The sequence below is a fragment of the Nitrosomonas sp. TNE100 genome, from assembly GCF_055387135.1.
The window spans coordinates 2,329,041-2,348,235 of the sequence record NZ_AP040997.1 but is presented as its reverse complement, the minus strand read 5'-3'; the positions used below and the strand labels follow the sequence as shown (position 1 = coordinate 2,348,235).

The 19,195-nt window shown below is 48.3% G+C and carries 17 protein-coding genes and 2 pseudogenes; 9 read left to right on the top strand and 10 right to left on the bottom strand.

Features of this window, described 5'->3' with window-relative positions:
- Positions 1-119: 119 nt before the first annotated feature.
- The 4 genes from ACZ5EJ_RS11300 to ACZ5EJ_RS11285 all read right to left on the bottom strand — a co-directional run bounded on the left by ACZ5EJ_RS11300 (position 120) and on the right by ACZ5EJ_RS11285 (position 3,969).
- Positions 120-362 (bottom strand): PP0621 family protein, encoded by a 243-nt coding sequence (locus ACZ5EJ_RS11300; RefSeq protein WP_074456064.1) that lies wholly within the window; start codon positions 360-362, stop codon positions 120-122.
- Between the two features lie 59 nt (positions 363-421).
- Positions 422-703 carry a cell division protein FtsB gene (ftsB, locus tag ACZ5EJ_RS11295; RefSeq protein WP_074456065.1) on the bottom strand — a complete coding sequence of 94 codons (282 nt, stop codon included), beginning with the start codon at positions 701-703 and terminating at the stop codon, positions 422-424.
- Positions 700-1,986: a phosphopyruvate hydratase gene (eno, locus tag ACZ5EJ_RS11290; RefSeq protein ID WP_011635450.1), complete on the bottom strand. Its 1,287-nt coding sequence runs from the start codon at positions 1,984-1,986 to the stop codon at positions 700-702. The genes ftsB and eno overlap by 4 nt, the downstream gene beginning before the upstream one ends.
- A gap of 288 nt (positions 1,987-2,274) precedes the next feature.
- The gene (locus ACZ5EJ_RS11285) at positions 2,275-3,969 is read right to left on the bottom strand and encodes a CTP synthase (RefSeq protein WP_011635451.1); all 1,695 of its coding nucleotides are present in this window, start codon (positions 3,967-3,969) and stop codon (positions 2,275-2,277) included.
- A 181-nt stretch (positions 3,970-4,150) separates the two neighbouring features.
- Here ACZ5EJ_RS11285 and sdhC point away from each other — a divergent pair, with 181 nt between their 5' ends.
- The 7 genes from sdhC (at position 4,151) to ACZ5EJ_RS11250 (ending at position 12,219) form a co-directional block, all read left to right on the top strand.
- Positions 4,151-4,543: a succinate dehydrogenase, cytochrome b556 subunit gene (gene sdhC / locus ACZ5EJ_RS11280; RefSeq protein ID WP_011635452.1), complete on the top strand. Its 393-nt coding sequence runs from the start codon at positions 4,151-4,153 to the stop codon at positions 4,541-4,543.
- On the top strand, positions 4,537-4,890 hold the full coding sequence (sdhD, locus tag ACZ5EJ_RS11275; protein WP_011635453.1) for a succinate dehydrogenase, hydrophobic membrane anchor protein: 354 nt from the start codon (positions 4,537-4,539) through the stop codon (positions 4,888-4,890). Before sdhC ends, sdhD begins: the two co-directional genes overlap by 7 nt.
- A 1-nt stretch (position 4,891) precedes the next feature.
- Positions 4,892-6,655, top strand: a complete 1,764-nt coding sequence (gene sdhA / locus ACZ5EJ_RS11270) for a succinate dehydrogenase flavoprotein subunit (protein ID WP_011635454.1) — start codon at positions 4,892-4,894, stop codon at positions 6,653-6,655.
- 77 nt (positions 6,656-6,732) lie between these two features.
- Positions 6,733-7,707 carry an ankyrin repeat domain-containing protein gene (locus ACZ5EJ_RS11265; protein ID WP_011635455.1) on the top strand — a complete coding sequence of 325 codons (975 nt, stop codon included), beginning with the start codon at positions 6,733-6,735 and terminating at the stop codon, positions 7,705-7,707.
- Positions 7,708-7,923: 216 nt separating this feature from the next.
- Complete coding sequence (locus ACZ5EJ_RS11260; RefSeq protein ID WP_011635456.1) at positions 7,924-10,230, top strand: DNA translocase FtsK; 2,307 nt, start codon at positions 7,924-7,926, stop codon at positions 10,228-10,230.
- A 59-nt stretch (positions 10,231-10,289) separates the two neighbouring features.
- Positions 10,290-10,910 (top strand): outer membrane lipoprotein periplasmic chaperone LolA, encoded by a 621-nt coding sequence (gene lolA / locus ACZ5EJ_RS11255; RefSeq protein ID WP_464557097.1) that lies wholly within the window; start codon positions 10,290-10,292, stop codon positions 10,908-10,910.
- 31 nt (positions 10,911-10,941) lie between these two features.
- Positions 10,942-12,219 carry a replication-associated recombination protein A gene (locus tag ACZ5EJ_RS11250; protein WP_193565748.1) on the top strand — a complete coding sequence of 426 codons (1,278 nt, stop codon included), beginning with the start codon at positions 10,942-10,944 and terminating at the stop codon, positions 12,217-12,219.
- A 27-nt stretch (positions 12,220-12,246) separates the two neighbouring features.
- Here the strand turns inward: ACZ5EJ_RS11250 and lolD are convergent, their stop codons facing one another.
- The 3 genes from lolD to ACZ5EJ_RS11235 form a co-directional block, all read right to left on the bottom strand.
- Positions 12,247-12,921: a lipoprotein-releasing ABC transporter ATP-binding protein LolD gene (gene lolD, locus ACZ5EJ_RS11245; protein ID WP_464557095.1), complete on the bottom strand. Its 675-nt coding sequence runs from the start codon at positions 12,919-12,921 to the stop codon at positions 12,247-12,249.
- Positions 12,914-14,161, bottom strand: a complete 1,248-nt coding sequence (locus ACZ5EJ_RS11240; protein ID WP_011635460.1) for a lipoprotein-releasing ABC transporter permease subunit — start codon at positions 14,159-14,161, stop codon at positions 12,914-12,916. The genes lolD and ACZ5EJ_RS11240 overlap by 8 nt, the downstream gene beginning before the upstream one ends.
- A gap of 138 nt (positions 14,162-14,299) precedes the next feature.
- Positions 14,300-15,691: a PEP-CTERM sorting domain-containing protein gene (locus tag ACZ5EJ_RS11235; RefSeq protein ID WP_107818407.1), complete on the bottom strand. Its 1,392-nt coding sequence runs from the start codon at positions 15,689-15,691 to the stop codon at positions 14,300-14,302.
- On the opposite strand from ACZ5EJ_RS11235, the pseudogene ACZ5EJ_RS11230 reads away from it, so the two are divergent.
- Positions 15,674-16,220 (top strand): annotated as a pseudogene (locus ACZ5EJ_RS11230) (transposase); the annotation flags it as partial. The gene ACZ5EJ_RS11235 and the pseudogene ACZ5EJ_RS11230 sit on opposite strands and share 18 nt — an antisense overlap.
- A 20-nt stretch (positions 16,221-16,240) precedes the next feature.
- Here ACZ5EJ_RS11230 and ACZ5EJ_RS11225 read toward each other — a convergent pair.
- Together ACZ5EJ_RS11225 and ACZ5EJ_RS11220 are read right to left on the bottom strand one after the other, a co-directional pair.
- Positions 16,241-17,033 (bottom strand): IS5 family transposase gene (locus ACZ5EJ_RS11225; protein WP_166484975.1). Its coding sequence is split into 2 segments (ribosomal slippage): positions 16,241-16,775 and positions 16,774-17,033, totalling 795 coding nucleotides; the frame shifts between segments, so codons are not numbered across the junction.
- A 40-nt stretch (positions 17,034-17,073) separates the two neighbouring features.
- Positions 17,074-18,036 carry an IS481 family transposase gene (locus tag ACZ5EJ_RS11220; protein WP_049753080.1) on the bottom strand — a complete coding sequence of 321 codons (963 nt, stop codon included), beginning with the start codon at positions 18,034-18,036 and terminating at the stop codon, positions 17,074-17,076.
- Positions 18,037-18,104: 68 nt separating this feature from the next.
- Here ACZ5EJ_RS11220 and ACZ5EJ_RS11215 point away from each other — a divergent pair.
- Positions 18,105-18,236, top strand: a pseudogene (locus tag ACZ5EJ_RS11215) (IS5/IS1182 family transposase); the annotation flags it as partial.
- A gap of 14 nt (positions 18,237-18,250) precedes the next feature.
- Here the strand turns inward: ACZ5EJ_RS11215 and ACZ5EJ_RS11210 are convergent.
- Positions 18,251-19,126 carry an alpha/beta hydrolase gene (locus ACZ5EJ_RS11210; protein WP_011635387.1) on the bottom strand — a complete coding sequence of 292 codons (876 nt, stop codon included), beginning with the start codon at positions 19,124-19,126 and terminating at the stop codon, positions 18,251-18,253.
- Between the last annotated feature and the right edge of the window lie 69 nt (positions 19,127-19,195).

Below are 19,195 nucleotides of genomic sequence, written 5' to 3'. Positions count from 1 at the left end.
AATATTATTAGCCGGGAGCAGCATTTCTAGTTGTTGTCTGTACTGGAGTATCATTACCCATATATCAGAAACATCATTGATCTGCTTGAGTTTCAGATCATGAATTCCCCTGTCTTTTTCTACTTGTGACAAGACCTGGATTGTAAATATAATTGACGGTGCTCCACACAACAGAAATGCTGACCATCCCCAATAATACCTTCGCTCTCTGGAAGGTGTACACCGCAATACGTACAACGCACCATATCTTCAATTGCTCCTGGGGTTGTATCCACTGAGTGTTTTTGTTTCCCTCGGAATGGTTTGAGCAACCAGAAAACTAAAAAACCAAGAGCGATTAGAATTATCCATTTGAAGATCATGAATCTTCACCTTCAAGCTGTTTTACTGCGATAAATACCAAGTTATTATGACGAGATGTTTATTTATTCTCGTACTCTACTACATGAAAAAACAGTTCATTCCTGCGAATCATTCCCAGCTCACTTCTTGCAAGCTCTTCGATCGCATCAAGCCCTTTTTTTAAATTATTAACTTCTGCTTCCAACACTGTGTTTCTATTCTGAAGGCTCTGGTTGGTTTCATGCAATGCAGTGATTTGTTCATGCATTTCCATAATTTCCAACCAGCCACCCTTGCCGAACCATAATGGGTATTGCGTCAACGCAATCATAAGAACCAATAGTCCGGTTGTGATTTTCATGGTTTTAACTGGTAAAACGCTGACCTTCCAGCGTATTGTGCGACATCACCCAAATCTTCCTCAATACGTAACAGCTGGTTGTACTTGGCCAGTCGATCCGAGCGCGAAAGTGAGCCTGTTTTGATCTGTAAGGCGTTAGTGCCTACTGCTATATCAGCAATCATTGTATCCTCAGTTTCGCCGGAACGATGAGAGACTACGGCAGTATAGCCTGCGCACTTTGCCATTTCGATGGCATTCAGCGTTTCAGTAAGCGTACCAATCTGATTGATCTTGATCAGGATAGAGTTGGCGATATTGCGATTGATACCTTTCTTCAAAATTTTTGTATTGGTGGCAAATATATCATCACCGACTAGCTGAACCGTTTGTCCAAGTCTTTCAGTCAGCAGTTTCCAACCGTCCCAATCTTGTTCGCTTATGCCATCTTCAATGCTGATGATCGGATATTTTTCCACCCAGGACGCCAGATAATCTATGAATTGAGCCGAAGTAAGACTGAGGCCGTCTACAGCAAGGTGATATTTACCATCCCGGAAAAATTCTGAACTGGCACAATCCACTCCGATTGCCACCTCTGAACCAGGCTGATAACCCGCTTCGTCTATGGCCTGTACAATCAAGCCCAATGCTTCTTCATTATGTGCGAAACCAGGGGCAAATCCACCTTCATCACCAACCGTCGTTGGCAAGTTTTTTTTGTGGAGCAATGTTCTGAGTTTGCCGAATACCTCTGCACCACAACGCACAGCTTCCCGCAGGCTTGGCAAACCCAGCGGTATAATCATAAATTCCTGCATATCCAGGCGATTATTTGCGTGTACACCACCATTAATCAGGTTCATCATTGGAACAGGCAACCACTTGGAGTTAGTCCCACCCAGATAACGATAAAGGGGAAGGCTGGATTCTTCTGCTGCTGCCTTTGCTACTGCGAGTGAAACGGCAAGGATCGCGTTGGCACCAAGTCTGGATTTATTTTCACTGCCATCAAGTTCAATTAACGTTTTATCAATGAAACATTGTTCTGTGGCGTCCAGCCCCATGATTTCTTCAGAAATTTCACCGTTGACGTTTTCAACCGCTTTTAGTACACCTTTTCCATAATAGCGTTGTGTATCGCCATCACGCAGCTCGACAGCCTCTCGTGTCCCGACAGATGCACCGGATGGCACTGAAGCACGCCCGAGCACACCCGATTCTAGCAATACATCGGCCTCTATGGTCGGGTTGCCGCGAGAATCGATAATTTCACGGGCGATTACATCTACGATTGCACTCATGCTGCTTTCCTTGTGTTATTCATTAGTGATGGGAGAATTTTTAGAATATACAAACTACCTTGCTGCTATATGTTCCGGGAGCATTGTTATTATGACGTACTTCATGATTTTTTGAGATTTCACAAAATGACAGCGTAATTGCGCTTATTTTACTTATCTTGTTTACTGTCGGAAACAGGCTGTTTCATTCAACTGGAGAATAAGGTTGATAGGTTATTGCTGCTTATCTATTTAAGATAAAAGGGGTTGTCAAAATAAAATATTCATGCAGCCATTTTCTTTGATGAATCAGTGTGTACTGTCTGTTGCGACATTTTTCTGCATGTTATGGTCACGAAGTTTTGCGTGGCCGGATTTATCGGCAAAACTGATGGCAGCCCGGACATAGTCGTTAAATAGAGGGTGGCCGTTTCTGGGGGTAGAGGTGAACTCCGGGTGAAACTGACAAGCAACAAACCAAGGGTGTCTGGATTGTGGTAACTCAATCATCTCACAAAGATTTTCAGCAGCAGATAGGCCGCTTACCTGCAGGCCGGCTTGTTCCAGCTGCGGAATAAACTCGGCATTAACCTCATAGCGATGCCGGTGACGCTCAATAATTTTATCTGTTCCATAGATTTTGCGCGCCAGGGTGTGTGGTTTCAGCAGACATTCCTGCCCTCCCAGGCGCATGGTTCCTCCCAGATCCGTCTGGGGAGAACGTTTCTCGATTTGCCCGCGACGATCACGCCATTCAGTGATCAAACCGAGAACAGGATAGGGTGTATCCGGGTTGAATTCAGTGCTGTGAGCATTTTCAAGCTGCAGGCAATTGCGGGCAAATTCAATGACTGCAAGCTGCATTCCGAGGCAGATGCCTAGATAAGGAATCTGATGATTGCGGGCATGGCTGATTGCCATGATTTTACCTTCCACCCCGCGTTTACCAAATCCCCCGGGCACCAGGATTGCATCCATGTTTGCCAGGCAGCCGGTTCCATGTCGTTCGATATTTTCCGAATCGATGTAATGAATATTTATTTTGCAGCGTGTATGGATCCCCGCATGGATCAATGCTTCCGACAGCGACTTATACGATTCGGTCAGATCAACATATTTTCCGACTAACGCTATAGAAACTTCATGTTCCGGATGTTCCAGTGCGTGGATCAATTTTTTCCAGGTTGTCAGATTGGCTGGTTTTGCCAGGATACCCAGTCTGTGACACACAATTTCATCCAGCATTTGTTCGTGTAATAGTGCCGGAATTTTGTAGATATTATCCACATCAATGGCGGAAATAACCGATTCCTCGCGAACATTGGTAAACAGTGCGATTTTTCGCCGCTCGTCCAGTGGAAGCGGGCGATCGGAGCGGCAAAGCAACACATCCGGCTGAATGCCGATTTCACGGAGCTCCTTGACCGAGTGCTGAGTAGGTTTGGTTTTAAGTTCGCCGGCCGAGCTGATGTAAGGCAGGAGTGTCAGGTGAATGAAGCAGGTATCGTGATGCGGGAGCTGGACTGACATTTGCCGGATTGCTTCCAGAAACGGCAAAGACTCAATGTCGCCAACTGTGCCGCCAATTTCTACAATTGCAACTTGTGCATCGGAAACACCATTGCGAATAAACAGTTTGATTTCATCCGTAATGTGCGGAATCACCTGCACAGTCCCGCCAAGATAATCTCCGCGACGTTCCTTGCGAATTACACTTTCATAAATCTGCCCGGTAGTGAAATTATTGCGCCGGGTCATTTTGGTACTAATGAAACGTTCGTAATGTCCCAGATCCAGATCGGTTTCAGCACCATCGTCTGTTACAAATACCTCTCCGTGCTGAAACGGGTTCATAGTCCCGGGGTCAACATTGATATAAGGATCCAGCTTGAGTATGGTTACCCGGATACCACGGGTTTCAAGCAAGGCTGCCAGAGAAGCGGCAGCAATTCCCTTGCCCAGGGAAGACACCACGCCACCAGTCACAAAGACAAATTTAGTCATGGGAGGTGATTTTAACAGTATTGATATATCGAAACAATGCGCACACCAGCTCTGGCAAAGGTAAATTTCCAGCTGACAGGTTAAGTTGTCTGCTGGCATGGAACGGATTAAACTAGAAAACTTGAGTAGCTGCTGGGGTTATCCACCCACCGATAAATTTATCTGGTCTGATTGATTATTTATGGAAACTCAATATCCGGGGAGACGACGCCCCAAGTATCTGAATCTGTTTAAAATCAGAGAACCTCTTCCCGCCATCGTTTCCATTCTGCATCGCATTAGCGGCGTATTGCTTTTTTTTCCGGGAATCCCGTTATTTCTCTGCGGGCTGCAAATGATGTTGGAATCACCGGAGAGTTTTGCCCGCTTGCAATCAATTCTAATTCATCCGCTGAGCAGGCTGTTTCTGCTGTTCGCAACCTGGTTTTTCCTACATCATCTGTTTGCCGGTATTCGTCATCTGGGGCTTGATATGCATTACGGCTTGCAATTACAGCACGCTCGCCTGAGTAGCAAACTGGTGCTGATTTTCGGGGCGATTTTAACAGTATTGGCGGGAATATGGTTATGGTAAAACCTGTAAACCGTATTATAACTGGGGCACATTATGGTTTAAGGGACTGGCTTGTGCAGCGAGTGACCGCTGTAATAATGGCGGTCTATACCGGATTACTGATTGTACTTGTGGTTGTTTACCAACCTGAAGGTTACGAAGAATTTAAATCGCTATTTTCCATTCAGTGGGTAAAAATTGCTTCATTGCTTTGTTTTGCCGGTCTATGCTGGCATGCTTGGGTGGGCGTGCGCAATGTCCTGATGGATTATGTTCACCCGATGTTTATTCGTCTGACACTGCAAGTCATGTGTATCGTGGCATTATTGGGCTATCTGATATGGTTCTTGGATATTTTGTGGGGCTGACGTGAAAGTTAAACAAAGGAAATTTGATGTGGTCATTGTCGGCGCGGGCGGAGCAGGTATGCGTGCCGCATTGCAGTTGTCCGAGGCTGGATTCAAGGTTGCGGTTTTATCCAAGGTTTTCCCGACCCGGTCACATACCGTGGCAGCACAAGGGGGGATTGCTGCAGCATTGGGCAATATAACTGAAGATGACTGGCGGTGGCACATGTATGATACCGTCAAGGGTTCGGATTATCTCGGCGACCAGGATGCGATTGAATTTATGTGTCGCCACGCTTCTGAAGTTGTATATGAGCTGGAACATTTCGGAATGCCATTTGACAGATTGGCGAATGGTAAGATTTATCAACGCCCGTTTGGCGGACAATCCCTACACTTTGGTGAAGAGCAGGCCAGCCGTTCCTGTGCAGTTGCTGATCGTACCGGCCATGCCATGCTGCATACTCTGTATCAGCGTAATGTCAGCTCCAACACCCAGTTTTTCGTGGAATGGTTGGGGCTGGATTTGATCCGCGATCATGAAGGCGAAGTGCTGGGAATCACGGCACTGGAAATGGAAACTGGTGAAGTCATGATCTTGCAGGCTCGTGCAACGCTACTAGCCACGGGAGGAGCTTGTCGCATTTTTGAGGCCAGTACCAATGCGCTCATTAATACGGGCGATGGCTTGGGAATGGCTGCGCGAGCAGGTATTCCACTGGAAGACATGGAATTCTGGCAGTTTCACCCAACAGGCGTGTATGGTGCAGGCATGCTGATTAGTGAGGCAGTGCGCGGAGAAGGTGGCTATCTGCTGAATGCTGAGGGTGAACGTTTTATGGAGCGTTATGCACCCCATGCCAAGGATCTGGCCAGCCGGGATGTTGTATCGCGTGCGCTGGTTACGGAGATTATGCAAGGCAGAGGGTGCGGCCCGGACGGTGATCACTTGCTGTTAAAGCTGGATCATCTAGGTGCAGAAACCATCCAATCCAAACTTCCCGGCATCCGGGAAATCTCGCTCAGATTTGCGCATATCGATCCTATTGAGGCACCCATTCCGGTTGTCCCGACTGCGCACTACATGATGGGGGGTATTCCCACTAATTATCATGGCCAGGTGGTCGCTCCCTATAAAACCAGTCCGGAAGAAGCCGTGCCGGGGCTTTATGCGGTCGGCGAATGCGCCTGTGTGTCAGTACATGGTGCAAACCGGCTGGGTACGAATTCGCTGCTGGATATTGTCGTGTTTGGACGTGCTGCCGGTAATCAAATTATTGAAGATCTGACCAAAAATAGTCATCACAAATCATTGCCACAGGATGTAGCAGAACAAACACTGACAAGGCTTTCACGTCTGGAAACCCAGAAGAATGGAGAAAGTGTTGCTGCAACGAATGCGGCACTGCGTAAAACCATGCAGACGCATTGTGGTGTCTTCCGCTTTTCTGACGTATTGAAAGAGGGTGTGGAAAAAATTAACGAAATCGCCGAACGGGTTAAGTACACTGAAATTCAGGACAAAAGCAGGGTGTTCAATACCGCCAGAGTGGAAGCGCTTGAGTTGGATAACTTGATTGAAGTAGCTGTAGCTACCATGATTTCAGCGGAAGCACGCCATGAAAGTCGGGGAGCGCATGCTCGTGATGATTTTCCCGAGCGGGATGACCAGAAATGGCTCAAGCACTCTCTGTTTTTCAGCAAGGATAAACACCTGGATTATAAACCGGTACGACTAAAGCCGCTGACCGTTGAATCTTTCCCGCCCAAAGCGAGAACCTATTGAACAACCATCCTCTGAAAAGCAACCTTGGCTTATTTATCAACAGAACCTATTTCTTTATAAAAAATACCAACATTCAAATGAAATCAACGGAAAGCATATTATTTTTTGCCGTATTGAAACAATCCTGCTTGGCAGGCATTGCAGCTTTATTCCTTCTCCTGTTAATCCCGCATGCGTATGCTGATACTGACAAGGATGTAGAGTTTCTTAAGGCGGCCTTGACGGGAGATGTCGCAGGTGTGGAGAAGATGTTGAGCGAAGGCATCAAAATAGATCTGCAATCCCCCGAGGGCTTTACTGCATTATCAGTTGCGGCACAGAATGGCCATCAGGATGTCGTCAAGCTACTGCTGGAACGAAAGGCTGGAGTTGACCTGGCCAATGTCCAGGGAGGAACTGCTCTGCTACTGGCCAGTAAAAATAATCACCAGGAGATTGTTGATTTGTTGCTGGCAAAGGGTGCCAATCCCAATTTGCAGGATAAAAGTGGACTGACGCCTCTGATGTTAGCGGCCGTGAAAGGTTATGCCGGTATAGCCAAATCCCTGCTTGATCACCAGGCTCAACCAGATTTGCAAAACGACGCCAAGACTACGGCATTACATATGGCTGCAATGAACGATTATGCGGATATCGTTGACATGCTGCTGGCAAAGGGCGCCAAAATTGACCTGCAGGATGCCAACGGGGCTTCTGCATTGATTCTGGCTTCATTATCCGGTCATTTAGCAATTGTCCAGAAATTGCTCGATCAGGGTGCGCGACCGGATCTGAAAGCTTCCAATGACTTTACCGCACTGATCTTGGCGGCGCAGAATGGTCAAAATCAGGTTATCGAAGCGCTGTTGGATAAAGGTGCTCATATCGATTTTCAAAACAAGGATGGAATGACTGCACTGATGTCGGCCGTATTGAATGAAAATATCGATACAGTCAAATTGCTGCTGGAAAAAGGGGCAGATACACAACTTAAAACTGCCACCGACAAAACTGCGTTGGATATTGCTAAACTTCCTGACATCATTGAATTGCTCAAGGCTGCCAAAAATTAATTTTTTGTATTCGGAATTGAATAAACCTTGATCCGATCCCCAGGAGCAGATGGTATACAGACAAGTCATAAAACCACTCACGATCATCTATACTGGTGCCGCTGTTAAAACATTCAGAAAATCGTTCTCATAGCGGCGTAGTTTTTTCTGTGGCACATAAAAGCACAGCTGGTTTTGTGAACCGGCCTGAATTTTGAAGTTAAAGATGATGTATACATGAGTTTCACGGACAAACCGATGGCGAAAAAAATTGCCAGCAATCCTTTGCCACCCAGAACCAGCCGATTGTTACGTGAAGCAGTTTCTCTGGTGTTGGGTGGAATCGCACTTTACCTCACCCTGATTTTGATCAGCTTTGATCGTACCGATCCAGGCTGGTCGCATAGCGGCACATTCCAGCAGATCAGTAATGCAGGGGGTAGTGCCGGTGCGTGGCTGGCAGATATGATGCTTTATTTTTTCGGTATTTCAGCATGGTGGTGGGTAATATTTTTTTTCGCCACTGTCTGGTGGGGTTATCGACGCATTGATATTGCCAGCGTATATGATCCACGTGTACTCATGCTGTCTTTTACAGGATTTATCACTTTACTGACCGCCAGCAGTGGAATTGAGGCGCTACGTTTCCATACGTTGCGCCTATCACTTCCGCTGGCTCCCGGTGGCCTGCTGGGAGAAATGCTCAGCAAACAGCTATCGTTATTGCTCGGTTTTACCGGCGCGACACTGGCTCTGATGATTATTTTTGCAATCGGGCTCAGTTTGTTTTCCGGACTGTCATGGGTGCGCCTGTCCGAAAAAATCGGTGGTGCAGTCGAGGCCGCCTGTTTTTCTGTCAGGGATGCATGTGTGAGATGGCTGGATCAGCGGGCTGGAAGGGTTTTGTCCGGTGTGTCGGAGTTTCAGACTGGCGAGATCAGGAAGCAATCCCTTCCCTCCGTTCCGCTGCATATTGAAATGCCTGAAACTGCTATTCCCAAATCTCAGCGGGTCAGCAACAAGGAAAAACAGATTCCGTTGTTTTCCAATTCACCCGATGCGATTCTCCCCCCGCTTTATTTGCTGGATGAACCGCAGGATAACGTTGAAGTATTATCCAGTGATAAACTGGAATATACCTCGCGCCTAATTGAACGCAGGCTGATGGAGTTTGGTGTGGAAGTCAAGGTGGTAGCTGCCTACCCTGGCCCGGTCATTACACGTTATGAAATCGAACCGGCTGTTGGCGTCAAAGGTAATCAGATCGTCAATCTAGTCAGGGATCTGGCGCGTGCCTTGACGGTCGCCAGTATTCGTGTTGTGGAAACAATTCCGGGTAAAACCGTCATGGGACTGGAAATCCCCAATCCGAAACGCCAGATGGTTCGCCTGCATGAGATTCTTGCATCCAAAGTCTATGCGGATAACTCGTCTCCTCTGACCATTGCGCTTGGCAAGGATATCAGTGGGCGCCCTGTGGTGTCTGATCTGGCTAAAATGCCGCATGCCCTGGTGGCTGGCACGACCGGTTCCGGCAAATCTGTCGCGATCAACGCTGTCATTCTAAGCCTGGTCTACAAAGCTTCACCGGATAATATCCGCCTGATTTTGATTGACCCGAAAATGCTGGAATTATCCGTCTATGAAGGTATTCCGCATTTGTTGACCCCAGTAGTTACCGATATGCGTGATGCTGCCAGTGCGCTCAACTGGTGCGTTGCTGAAATGGAGCGACGCTACAAGTTGATGTCGGCTCTGGGCGTGCGCAACCTGGCCGGTTACAACCAGAAAGTGCGAGAAGCGGCAAAGAATGAGGAGCCGCTGACCAATCCGCTCAGCTCGGTACCCGATTCTCCCGAACTGCTGGAAGAAATGCCTTTGATCGTGGTGGTGATCGATGAGCTTGCTGATCTGATGATGATTGTGGGTAAGAAAGTCGAGAAGCTGATTGCACGGCTTGCCCAGAAAGCACGCGCTGCCGGTATCCATTTGCTGCTTGCGACACAACGCCCGTCGGTGGATGTGATTACGGGGTTGATCAAGGCCAATATCCCAACACGTATCGCATTCCAGGTTTCCAGTAAGATTGATTCCCGGACCATTCTTGATCAAATGGGGGCAGAAGCACTGCTTGGACAAGGTGACATGCTTTATCTTCCACCTGGCAGCGGCTACCCCCAGCGTGTACATGGTGCATTTGTGGCAGATCATGAAGTGCACAAGGTGGTGGAATACCTTAAACAGCATGGTGAGGCGAACTACGTTGAGGAAATTCTTCAGGCTGGTGAGGAGGGAGGAGGCACTGATGAAAATAGCAGTGATAACAGCAAATCTGCTGGTGGAGAAGCGGACCCGCTCTATGACGAAGCAGTCGGTATCGTGATCAAATCCCGTCGCGCCTCAATTTCACTGGTGCAACGGCAGTTGCGTATTGGGTACAACCGTGCTGCCCGGTTGATTGAAGAAATGGAGCGTACCGGTCTCGTTTCCAGCATGCAAAGTAATGGTAACCGGGAAGTACTGGTTCCCGAGCGAAATGAATAAGTAAAATCTGGTTCATACAGTTTCGTTTCCGATCAATCAACTTAAACAGATAATTTATCATGTCCCGTTTACTGTTCGTTTTCGCGTTATCAATCTGTCTGTTACCCGTGTCAGCAAAGGCAAGTGCCGTTGAAAGCCTGAAAGCTTTCGTCAATAAAGCGCTGACCTTCCGAGCCGATTTTTCACAGACACTACTCGACAAAAACTTCCAGGTCGTTAAAAAAGCCAGTGGCAGCATGATGTTTGAGCGCCCTGGTAAATTTCGCTGGGTATACGACCAGCCCTATCAGCAGCTGATTGTCGGTGATGGTAAGCAGGTGTGGTTTTATGATCAGGACCTTGCGCAGGTTACAGTACATCGGCTTGATCAAACTTTGGGTAGCACCCCGGCTGCACTGCTCGCAGGAGGTAATACCATCGAACGTGATTTTAATCTGCAGGAAATCGATGTGCAGGGCGAAACAGAATGGCTGGAGGCAATTCCCAAAAATCAGGAAAACGCATTTGAGCTGATCCGGCTGGGTTTCTCACAAACAGGCATGTTGCGTGAAATGATTTTGCGCGACAGTTTTGATCAGGTGACATGGTTAATTTTTTCCGGGACAGAACAAAATCCAGTACTCACGCCTGATTTATTCCAGTTTACGCCGCCTGAAGGGGTGGACGTGATCAGTAACTGATTTTTGTTCTACGCATAATCCAGCAGCTCCGCTGGCAGAAAGGTTGCGCCCGCAGACCTTGGATAATGTTATCGGACAACCTCATCTGTTGGGTTCCGGCAAGCCTCTGCGACTTGCTTTTATATCTGGCAAACCACATTCCATGATTCTCTGGGGGCCGCCTGGCAGTGGCAAAACTACGCTAGCGCGACTCATGGCACAGGCATTTGATACCGAGTTTATCGCTATTTCTGCAGTATTGTCGGGTGTTAAGGATATTCGGGAAGCAATTGAGCGTGCTCGGTTTACGCTGCAGCATACTGGCAGATCGACATTGTTGTTTGTGGATGAAGTCCACCGATTCAACAAGGCTCAGCAGGATGCCTTTTTGCCCCATGTGGAACAGGGATTGATTACGTTCATCGGTGCAACTACCGAAAACCCTTCGTTTGAGGTCAACGGCGCGTTGTTGTCCCGTGCCCAGGTATACACACTGAATGCATTGACTGATCCGGAGTTGCATCAGCTGTTTGAACGAGCCTGCAAGATCGCGATCTCCAATTTACAGTTTGATCCAGACGCTGTTGAATTATTGGTTAAATTTGCAGATGGTGATGCGCGCCGCCTGCTGAACATGCTGGAGCAGGTAAAGCATGCCGCAGATACTGAAAAAACTGTAAAAATTGATATTGCTTATTTAAACAGAGTGCTGATGCGCAATGTACGCCAATTCGATAAAGGAGGGGATGCGTTTTACGATCAGATTTCGGCGCTACATAAATCTATTCGCGGCTCTTCTCCCGATGCTGCACTGTATTGGCTGTGCCGCATGCTCGATGGCGGTGCTGATCCACGCTATATTGGCAGAAGACTGGTTCGCACGGCTGCCGAAGATATCGGGCTGGCGGATCCGCGTGCATTAACGCTGGCACTGAATGCCTGTGAGGTATTTGAGCGGCTGGGCAGCCCCGAAGGTGAATTGGCATTGGCCGAAGCTGCACTTTATCTGGCTTGTGCGCCGAAAAGCAATGCTGCCTACACTGCTTATAAGCAGGCGCGGAGCTTCATAAAAGAGAATAGCTCTCATCCTGTTCCGGTCCACTTACGTAATGCGCCTGCCAAGTTAATGAAAGAGCTGGGTTATGGGCGTGAGTACCGCTATGCCCATGATGAACCGGAATCTTATGCTGCCGGTGAAAACTATTTCCCCGATGATATGTCCGCCGTTCGGTTCTACCGGCCTACTGCTCATGGTCTGGAAATCAGAATAAGCGAGAAGCTCTCTTATTTACGCTCACTCGACGAAAAAGCGAGGAAAACACAGGATTGACGTAAGAATTACCGCAGATTGATTCTATTATTGCAGCGTACCATCCATCAAATGTAATACTCGATCTGCCCGGCTAGCCAGTTGGGTATCATGGGTGACGATCACCAGTCCTGCATTGGCTTCGTGGTTAAGTTCCAGCATGAGATCAAATATCGCCCCGGCTGTGTGCCGATCGAGATTGCCAGTTGGTTCATCAGCCAGTACACAGGCCGGCCGGGTAACCAGTGCACGGGCAACAGCTGCTCGCTGGCGTTCGCCCCCAGACAATTCCCCGGGAGTATGGGTTAGCCGATGGCCCAGACCCACTCGCTGCAGTATCTCGGCTGCCTGTTCCATTGCTGCTTTTTTGTCCATGCGGCGGATGAACAGCGGCATGGCTACATTTTCCTGTGCGCTGAATTCGAGTAGCAGATGATGAAATTGATAAATGAAACCGAGTGCATGGTTGCGTAGCGTGCTTCGTTCTACTTCGCTAATCGCGGTGAATTCCCTGTCCAGCAAAAGTACTTCCCCGCGCGTTGGCTTATCCAGGCCGCCCAGCAAATGTAGCAAGGTACTCTTTCCCGAGCCGGAAGCACCAACAATGGCAACCATTTCACCTTCATTTACTTGTAGATTGATACCGTGCAGCACAGGTACTTCAAGATCACCCTGATAGTAACTTTTATACAAGTTGCGACAGGCAATGATAATTTTACTCATAGCGCAATGCCTCGGCCGGATTGACTTTTGATGCCCGGTAGCTGGGATAGAGCGTGGCCAGCAGGGTCAAAATCAGGGAAACAACCGCAACGGTTGCAATATCGGCCAATTGTGGATCAGAAGGAATCTTGCTGATGTAATAGACTTCCTGCGATAAAAACTGAGTGTTGGACATATGTTCGATGAATGCAACAACGTCCCCCACATTATAGGCCAGTAACACCCCCCCCAGTAATCCCAGCAAAGTTCCCAGAATACCGATCAGTGCACCCTGGATGATGAATATTTTCATGATGCTGCCAGAGCTTGCTCCCAGTGTACGCAAGATTGCGATATCCGATTGTTTATCAGTTACCGCCATCACCAGCGTGGAAACAATATTGAATGCTGCCACTGCGATGATTAACGCAAGAATCAGCGATAGCATACGTTTTTCAATCTGGATCGCCCGGAAATAGTTGGCGTGTTGTTGTGTCCAGTCGGTGAAATAGAGATCGGGGGGTAATATCTCGGCCAGATCCCGGATGACTTGTGGTGCGTCAAACATATCGTGCAGTTTGAGCCGGATGCCGGAAACCTGATTAGGTGCCATGCGGTAAAGCTTTTGTGCATCTGATAGATGGATCAATGCCAGCCCGGAATCGTATTCAAAGTGTCCGACTTCAAAAATACCTATGACAGTGAACTGTTTCAGGCGTGGGAGTATCCCGGCTGGTGTGATTTGCCCTTGGGGCGAGATCAGCACGATTTTGTCACCTGGAAAAACATTCAGATTGCGTGCCAGCTCCCGGCCAATAACGATACCGAACCCTCCTGGTACCAGCTGATCCAGTTTGCCCATGATCATTTTGTCGCCAAAATCAGCAACTTTGTTTTCATCATCCGGCAAAATACCTCGTACCATTACCCCGTGCACCATATTGTCGTGGGAAAGCATGCCCTGTGCATCAATGTAAGGCGCAGCCGCGACAATCTGCGGATTCCGAGTGACGATTTCCTCAATTTTTTCCCAATCGTACAGGCTCCCTTCATAGCTACTAATCTGGGCATGTGATGCAACGCCAAGAATTCGGGCACGCACTTCCTTATGGAAGCCATTCATGACCGACATGACGGTGATCAGTGCCGTCATACCCAGTGTCATCCCTAGTAATGAGATCAGTGAAATAAAGGAAATAAAATGATTGCGGCGCTTGGCGCGTGTGTAGCGTAAGCCGATCAGGAATTCATAGCTGGCCACGAAAAAACACTCCTCCGAAACAGAGTAAAGTAAAGAAGGAGTATGACATATCTTTCAAGCAGATTTGTGTCATTGACCCGGCAGATATGTCTGATGCATATCTACCGGTATTTGAATATTGGCACGGCTAAATCAGTTTCAGGTACTACGTCGGCGCGCCCATAGCAATATCATACTGCCCAGCCCGATCAGAAAAATGCTGACAGGCTCGGGGATAGGTCTAGCTGCAGTTTCGCCAACTTCTCCAGACATTCCTTTATCGATGTAACTCGGATGATCATTTCCTGCAGTGGGGGTGTGCGGCTGGGAGGGATCATACGGCTCATTGCCGGGAGGGCCATCGTAATATTTTGGAGTTTCTGTATCTGGCGAGCTGAAACCGATCGGCTTGTCATCGTGATCGTTGTCACTAGGCCTATCACCTTGTTCTGAATTATCCTTATCTTTGTGCTCTGGATTCAAATCCCTTATATTTGGCGGTGGATTGCCCTTGTTATTATTGGGCGCGCTACCTTGGTCAGAGTTGTTTTTATCTGCAGTATTGTCCTGATTCGGATTTGCACCGGTACTCGTGCCAGCAGCGTTACCAGAGTATTCTTTGTTGGCATTGTCATTGCTGCCCGTATTTTTTCCATCTTTCCCAGTATGGGGGGCAGCACCTCCACCTATACTACCCCTGCCTGGAAAAAAGCTGCCACCGCTTCCTGGAGGTGAATCTGCTGTTCTGCGGCCAATACCTGCTCCAATGCCCGCACTTGTGCCTGAACTGGCATGGTTAGAGTTATTGTTGTTGCGGCCGGAATGACCCGTAGTTTTTTCACCGGCTTCAGCGTGATATATGTTATTGGTATAATCGTTGCCGATAACGTCATCTTCATTCTTATGGACAGAATCTTCATCAGTACTAGTAAAGGCAGTAGTGTCACTTTCAACAGCAGAGCTGCCGATGCTGTCACCAATATTGGTTATTTCCACACTATTATGGGCACTCAACCTGTTTCTGCTATAGCCATCACCGATCTCACTGGCAGTGAGATCGGTGCGAGCGTCAGCCTGATTGCTAGCAGTGATTTGATTCTCCATAAACATTTTTTGTCCGAGGGCCAGTGCAGCAGCCAGAAATATTCCGGCACAGACTATTCTGGTAATTGTTTTCTTCATTTCAGAATTTCCATAAAAATACAATAAATATCGATAAAGCATTTTTAATGTCCTGCTGCTGGCCCTCCCGGTATTTGCCGGCAACCTGTCGGCTTCGACAGGCACCACAGCAACACTGAAATAACCTGGTAGTGTTCTGATGAGGTGCCTGGATTTGCCTTTGCTGCTATCGCAACAATATTGAGGAATTAATACCTCATGCATTAACGATGCAATTTTTGTGCCATTAATCGCATCTATCTGATTTAAATTAAGTAATAATGGAATGACCCTTACTACCTTGAGCGCCATGTAAGAAAAATCGACAAGCCGTCCAGATGATCTCAGAACCTGTTCGAAGTTTCGGGAAGTATGAGAAGCTTGCGGCATGAGAAAAATTATCCGAGCGACATCAGTCGTGAACAATTTGAAATTATCAAGCTGTTGCTGGAGCGCTTGTGCTGGAAGACCTATCCCAGACGCATAGACTTGTCTGAGGTATTTAGAGCGGTGCTCTGTATTTATTTAGGAGTGCCTGCCAATGGCGCATGCTGCTCGAAAAGTTTCCCAAATGGCGCAAGTACACCCGTACTTTTCCATCTGGAGCGAATTACGCGAAGGTGGCAGCTCTGCTAGAGCAGGCTTTAAAAAATCAGGTTGGCGTCGCTGGAGAGAAACTGGGTCGCACCGCTAGCAACATGTTCTTGATTGTGGACGCGCAAAGTGTCAAAAATACCGACACAGCACGGTTGAAAGGGTTATGACGCGGGTAAGAGAGTTTCGGGGATTCAACGCCACATTGCGGTAGATACCCAGCAGGAATTACCTCATGCAACCGCAGCAGTCACTATGACTGAGGTGACAGGCCGTAAGGGAGCTTTGCTGGCGGCTGCGTCGTTGCAAACAGGGGTTGCAGCAGCAGGTTCTCTAAGAACCTGTTCAAAGTCTTTTGAGTAGAAGGGCCAGGAAGGCCAGGTGAATAAACTGCAAGCTGGTGTTGAGTAAGCGCTCACAGTTCTTCCACAGCCGTCGATTCTTCTCCAACCAGGCAAAGCTGCGTTCCACTACCCAACGCTTGGGGATAACGGCGAAGGTATGCAACTCACTGCGCCTGGCGATCTGAACCGCGACAGTCTCGCTCAGCACATCGCGTACACCTTGAGCAAACGGCTCTCCCACATAACCGCTGTCCGCCAACACCGCCACCACCCGGCCCAGGCCTGAACGACAACGCCGGAAAGCCTGCAACGCACCTTTGCGATCGGTCACTTCCGCTGTCGTCACCGCAATGGCATGCGGCAAACCCTGGGTATCGACCGCGATATGACGCTTGATGCCCGATACCTTCTTGCCTGCGTCATAGCCCTTCTGGCTCGCCGTGTCCGTGTTCTTCACGCTCTGCGCGTCCACGATCAAGAATGACGTGCAGGCGTTGCGCCCCTGTCTGGTACGAACCTCGCCAACCTGATTTTTTTAATGCCTGCTCCAGCAGGCTGCCTCCTTCGCGCGGCTCACTCCAGATGGCCCAGTATGAGTGGACAGTGCGCCACTTGGGAAAGTCATTAGGCAGGGCTCGCCACTGGCAGCCGCTCTTGAGCAAATACAGCACCGCACAAAAAACATCGTACAGATCTATTCGTCGAGGGCTGGTCTTCCTGCGCGCGCTCTCCAGCAAAGGCTTGATAAGCTCGAATTGTTCACGACTGATGTCGCTCGGGTAACTTCTTCTCATCTTCCGAGTTTCTCATACTCCCCTAGACTTTGAACAGGTTCTAAGTGTTTAGTCCCACGGTGTGCTGGAATGGGTCAAAGATAAAACGATCTGGCTCATTTTTCCAGATTTTGCAGATGTATTCATAGGGTGTTAGGCCTTTGAGAGCTTTTAGTCTTTTGGCGAAGTTATAAGCCATCACAAAGCGATGGAGATGGGCCTTCAGCTGATCGTGTGAGTCGTAATAATACCGTTTTACAGTCGCATCCTTGATGGTTCGATTCATGCGTTCAACCTGACCATTGGTCCAGGGATGGTTGGGTTTGGTGAGACGGTGCTCGATGCCGTTGATCTGACAACACCTATCGAACATATGCGTTACATACTGAGCCGTTGGCCCATTCCGATAACGCGCCGGGAACGTAAACTGGATACCGTTATCAGTCAGGATTGTATGGATCTTGTAGGGAACAGTCTCGATCACGGCCTTCAAGAAGGCGGTTGCCGTGTTGCGGTTGGCTTTGTTCTGGAGTTGAACAAAAACGAACTTTGATGTCCGGTCAATGGCTACAAAAAGATAGAGTTTACCTTCCTTCGTACGAACTTCGGCAATATCAATATGGAAGTAGCCAATTGGATAGGCATTAAACTTTTTCTTTGGCTTGTCACCATCAACCTCCGGCAACCGACTGATGCCATGCCGTTGAAAGCAGCGATGCAGGCTTGAGCGGGTTAAATGCGGAATGCTTGGTTGCAAGGCATATAGACAATCATCCAGCGGTAGAAGCGTATGTTTGCGAAACGCCACAACAGCGGCTTCTTCTTCCAGACTTAAAACAGTCGAGTGCGACTCTTTGGGGCCCATCGGTGCATCGTGGGTGAATTCCCGCTTCCGCCACTTCGCTACCGTTTTTGGATTAATCCCATGCCGCTTGGCCAGAACATTCAGACTCTCTTGACTATTTTGTATCGCTCGACGTACCGCCGCTGTCGTGCGGGCGCTTCCGTGTAATATCTGTCCCATAAATCATCCCTCCGTAGCTGGTTATATGTTACACCAGCACACCGTGGGACTAAACATCTAAGGTCATATGGATTATGGGGCGTAGTTTCGTGTGGCTAGAAAAGAATCGGCGGCTGTGGAAAAACTGTGAGCGATTGCTCAATACCAGCTTACAGTTCATTCATTTGGCATTTCTGGCAATCCTGCCAAAAAGCGTTTGAATGAGTTCTAAGAATTATCGTCTTTGCAGATAAATCGAAAGAAAATCAGCGATATGTTCTTCGTAACTTTCACCTGCATAGGTATGCATATTATAGTGACCCGCACCCTCGACAATCCAGAGCTCCTTTGGAGGCAGCGCTGCGTCGTACAGCCTTCTTGCTTCAGACTGAGTTGTATGTTCGTCAAGCGTTCCCGTGATGAACAGCACGGGAACGGCGAGGTTGCCAATCCGTTCGACGGGATTTAAGTTATCCACCGGCAGCTCAAGCAAAAAGGAAAAATAAGGAAGCAGCAGAAACTGAAGGCTTTCCCCAAATTCACCCAAATGCAATCTAAGCCGATTTGCAACTGCTTCCGTGAAAGTGGGGTGTAATGATTCTAGTATCATGGCATTGAGTTTCAACGGAGGATCAGCCAGCACAATAGCTGCTGCGCCAAGTGTTGCGCCAATGGCGCCGATGCAATCATGCGGAAAAGTGTCCCGGAGATAGGTTACTGCAGCAGCGACATCTGCTGACTCGCGCGCGCCGAAGGTGATGCGATCTCCCGGCGTCTCTCCGTGTGCCTGCAGGTCGATCATGAGTATATGGTAGCCTAGGCTATTGAGAAATCTCGCACGGCCCAGCATTTCAAGCCGGTTACTGCGCATCGAGTGTACAAGCAAAACGGCACCATGCCCGTTTATCCCACGTGCCAGCCAGCCATGTACAACATAATCATTATTCACAGGGATCTGGATCGCTTCCACCGGGAAATCCGGGAGCAAGGTCTCCACGGCAGTAGGTGCCGATCCAGTCACAATCTCGCCCAGTATGATAATTGCAGCAGTAACAATTACCAATACCGAGACAAGCTGGATTAATATCCAGCGAATTATCTGATAGCGCATTTCAAGCTGTAGTGGTTAAAAATTAGAATGATGATAAAAATTGATGTGTTGTCTGAAAAACACGGCAAA

Bases quoted from the DNA above. Each gene is read 5' to 3' on its own strand.
- ACZ5EJ_RS11300 (WP_074456064.1), bottom strand. From the start codon at position 362: ATGATCTTCAAATGGATAATTCTAATCGCTCTTGGTTTTTTAGTTTTC.
- ftsB (WP_074456065.1), bottom strand. From the start codon at position 703: ATGAAAATCACAACCGGACTATTGGTTCTTATGATTGCGTTGACGCAA.
- eno (WP_011635450.1), bottom strand. From the start codon at position 1,986: ATGAGTGCAATCGTAGATGTAATCGCCCGTGAAATTATCGATTCTCGC.
- ACZ5EJ_RS11285 (WP_011635451.1), bottom strand. From the start codon at position 3,969: ATGACTAAATTTGTCTTTGTGACTGGTGGCGTGGTGTCTTCCCTGGGC.
- sdhC (WP_011635452.1), top strand. From the start codon at position 4,151: ATGGAAACTCAATATCCGGGGAGACGACGCCCCAAGTATCTGAATCTG.
- sdhD (WP_011635453.1), top strand. From the start codon at position 4,537: ATGGTAAAACCTGTAAACCGTATTATAACTGGGGCACATTATGGTTTA.
- ACZ5EJ_RS11265 (WP_011635455.1), top strand. From the start codon at position 6,733: ATGAAATCAACGGAAAGCATATTATTTTTTGCCGTATTGAAACAATCC.
- ACZ5EJ_RS11260 (WP_011635456.1), top strand. From the start codon at position 7,924: ATGAGTTTCACGGACAAACCGATGGCGAAAAAAATTGCCAGCAATCCT.
- lolA (WP_464557097.1), top strand. From the start codon at position 10,290: ATGTCCCGTTTACTGTTCGTTTTCGCGTTATCAATCTGTCTGTTACCC.
- lolD (WP_464557095.1), bottom strand. From the start codon at position 12,921: ATGAGTAAAATTATCATTGCCTGTCGCAACTTGTATAAAAGTTACTAT.
- ACZ5EJ_RS11235 (WP_107818407.1), bottom strand. From the start codon at position 15,691: ATGCCGCAAGCTTCTCATACTTCCCGAAACTTCGAACAGGTTCTGAGA.
- ACZ5EJ_RS11220 (WP_049753080.1), bottom strand. From the start codon at position 18,036: ATGGGACAGATATTACACGGAAGCGCCCGCACGACAGCGGCGGTACGT.
- ACZ5EJ_RS11210 (WP_011635387.1), bottom strand. From the start codon at position 19,126: ATGCGCTATCAGATAATTCGCTGGATATTAATCCAGCTTGTCTCGGTA.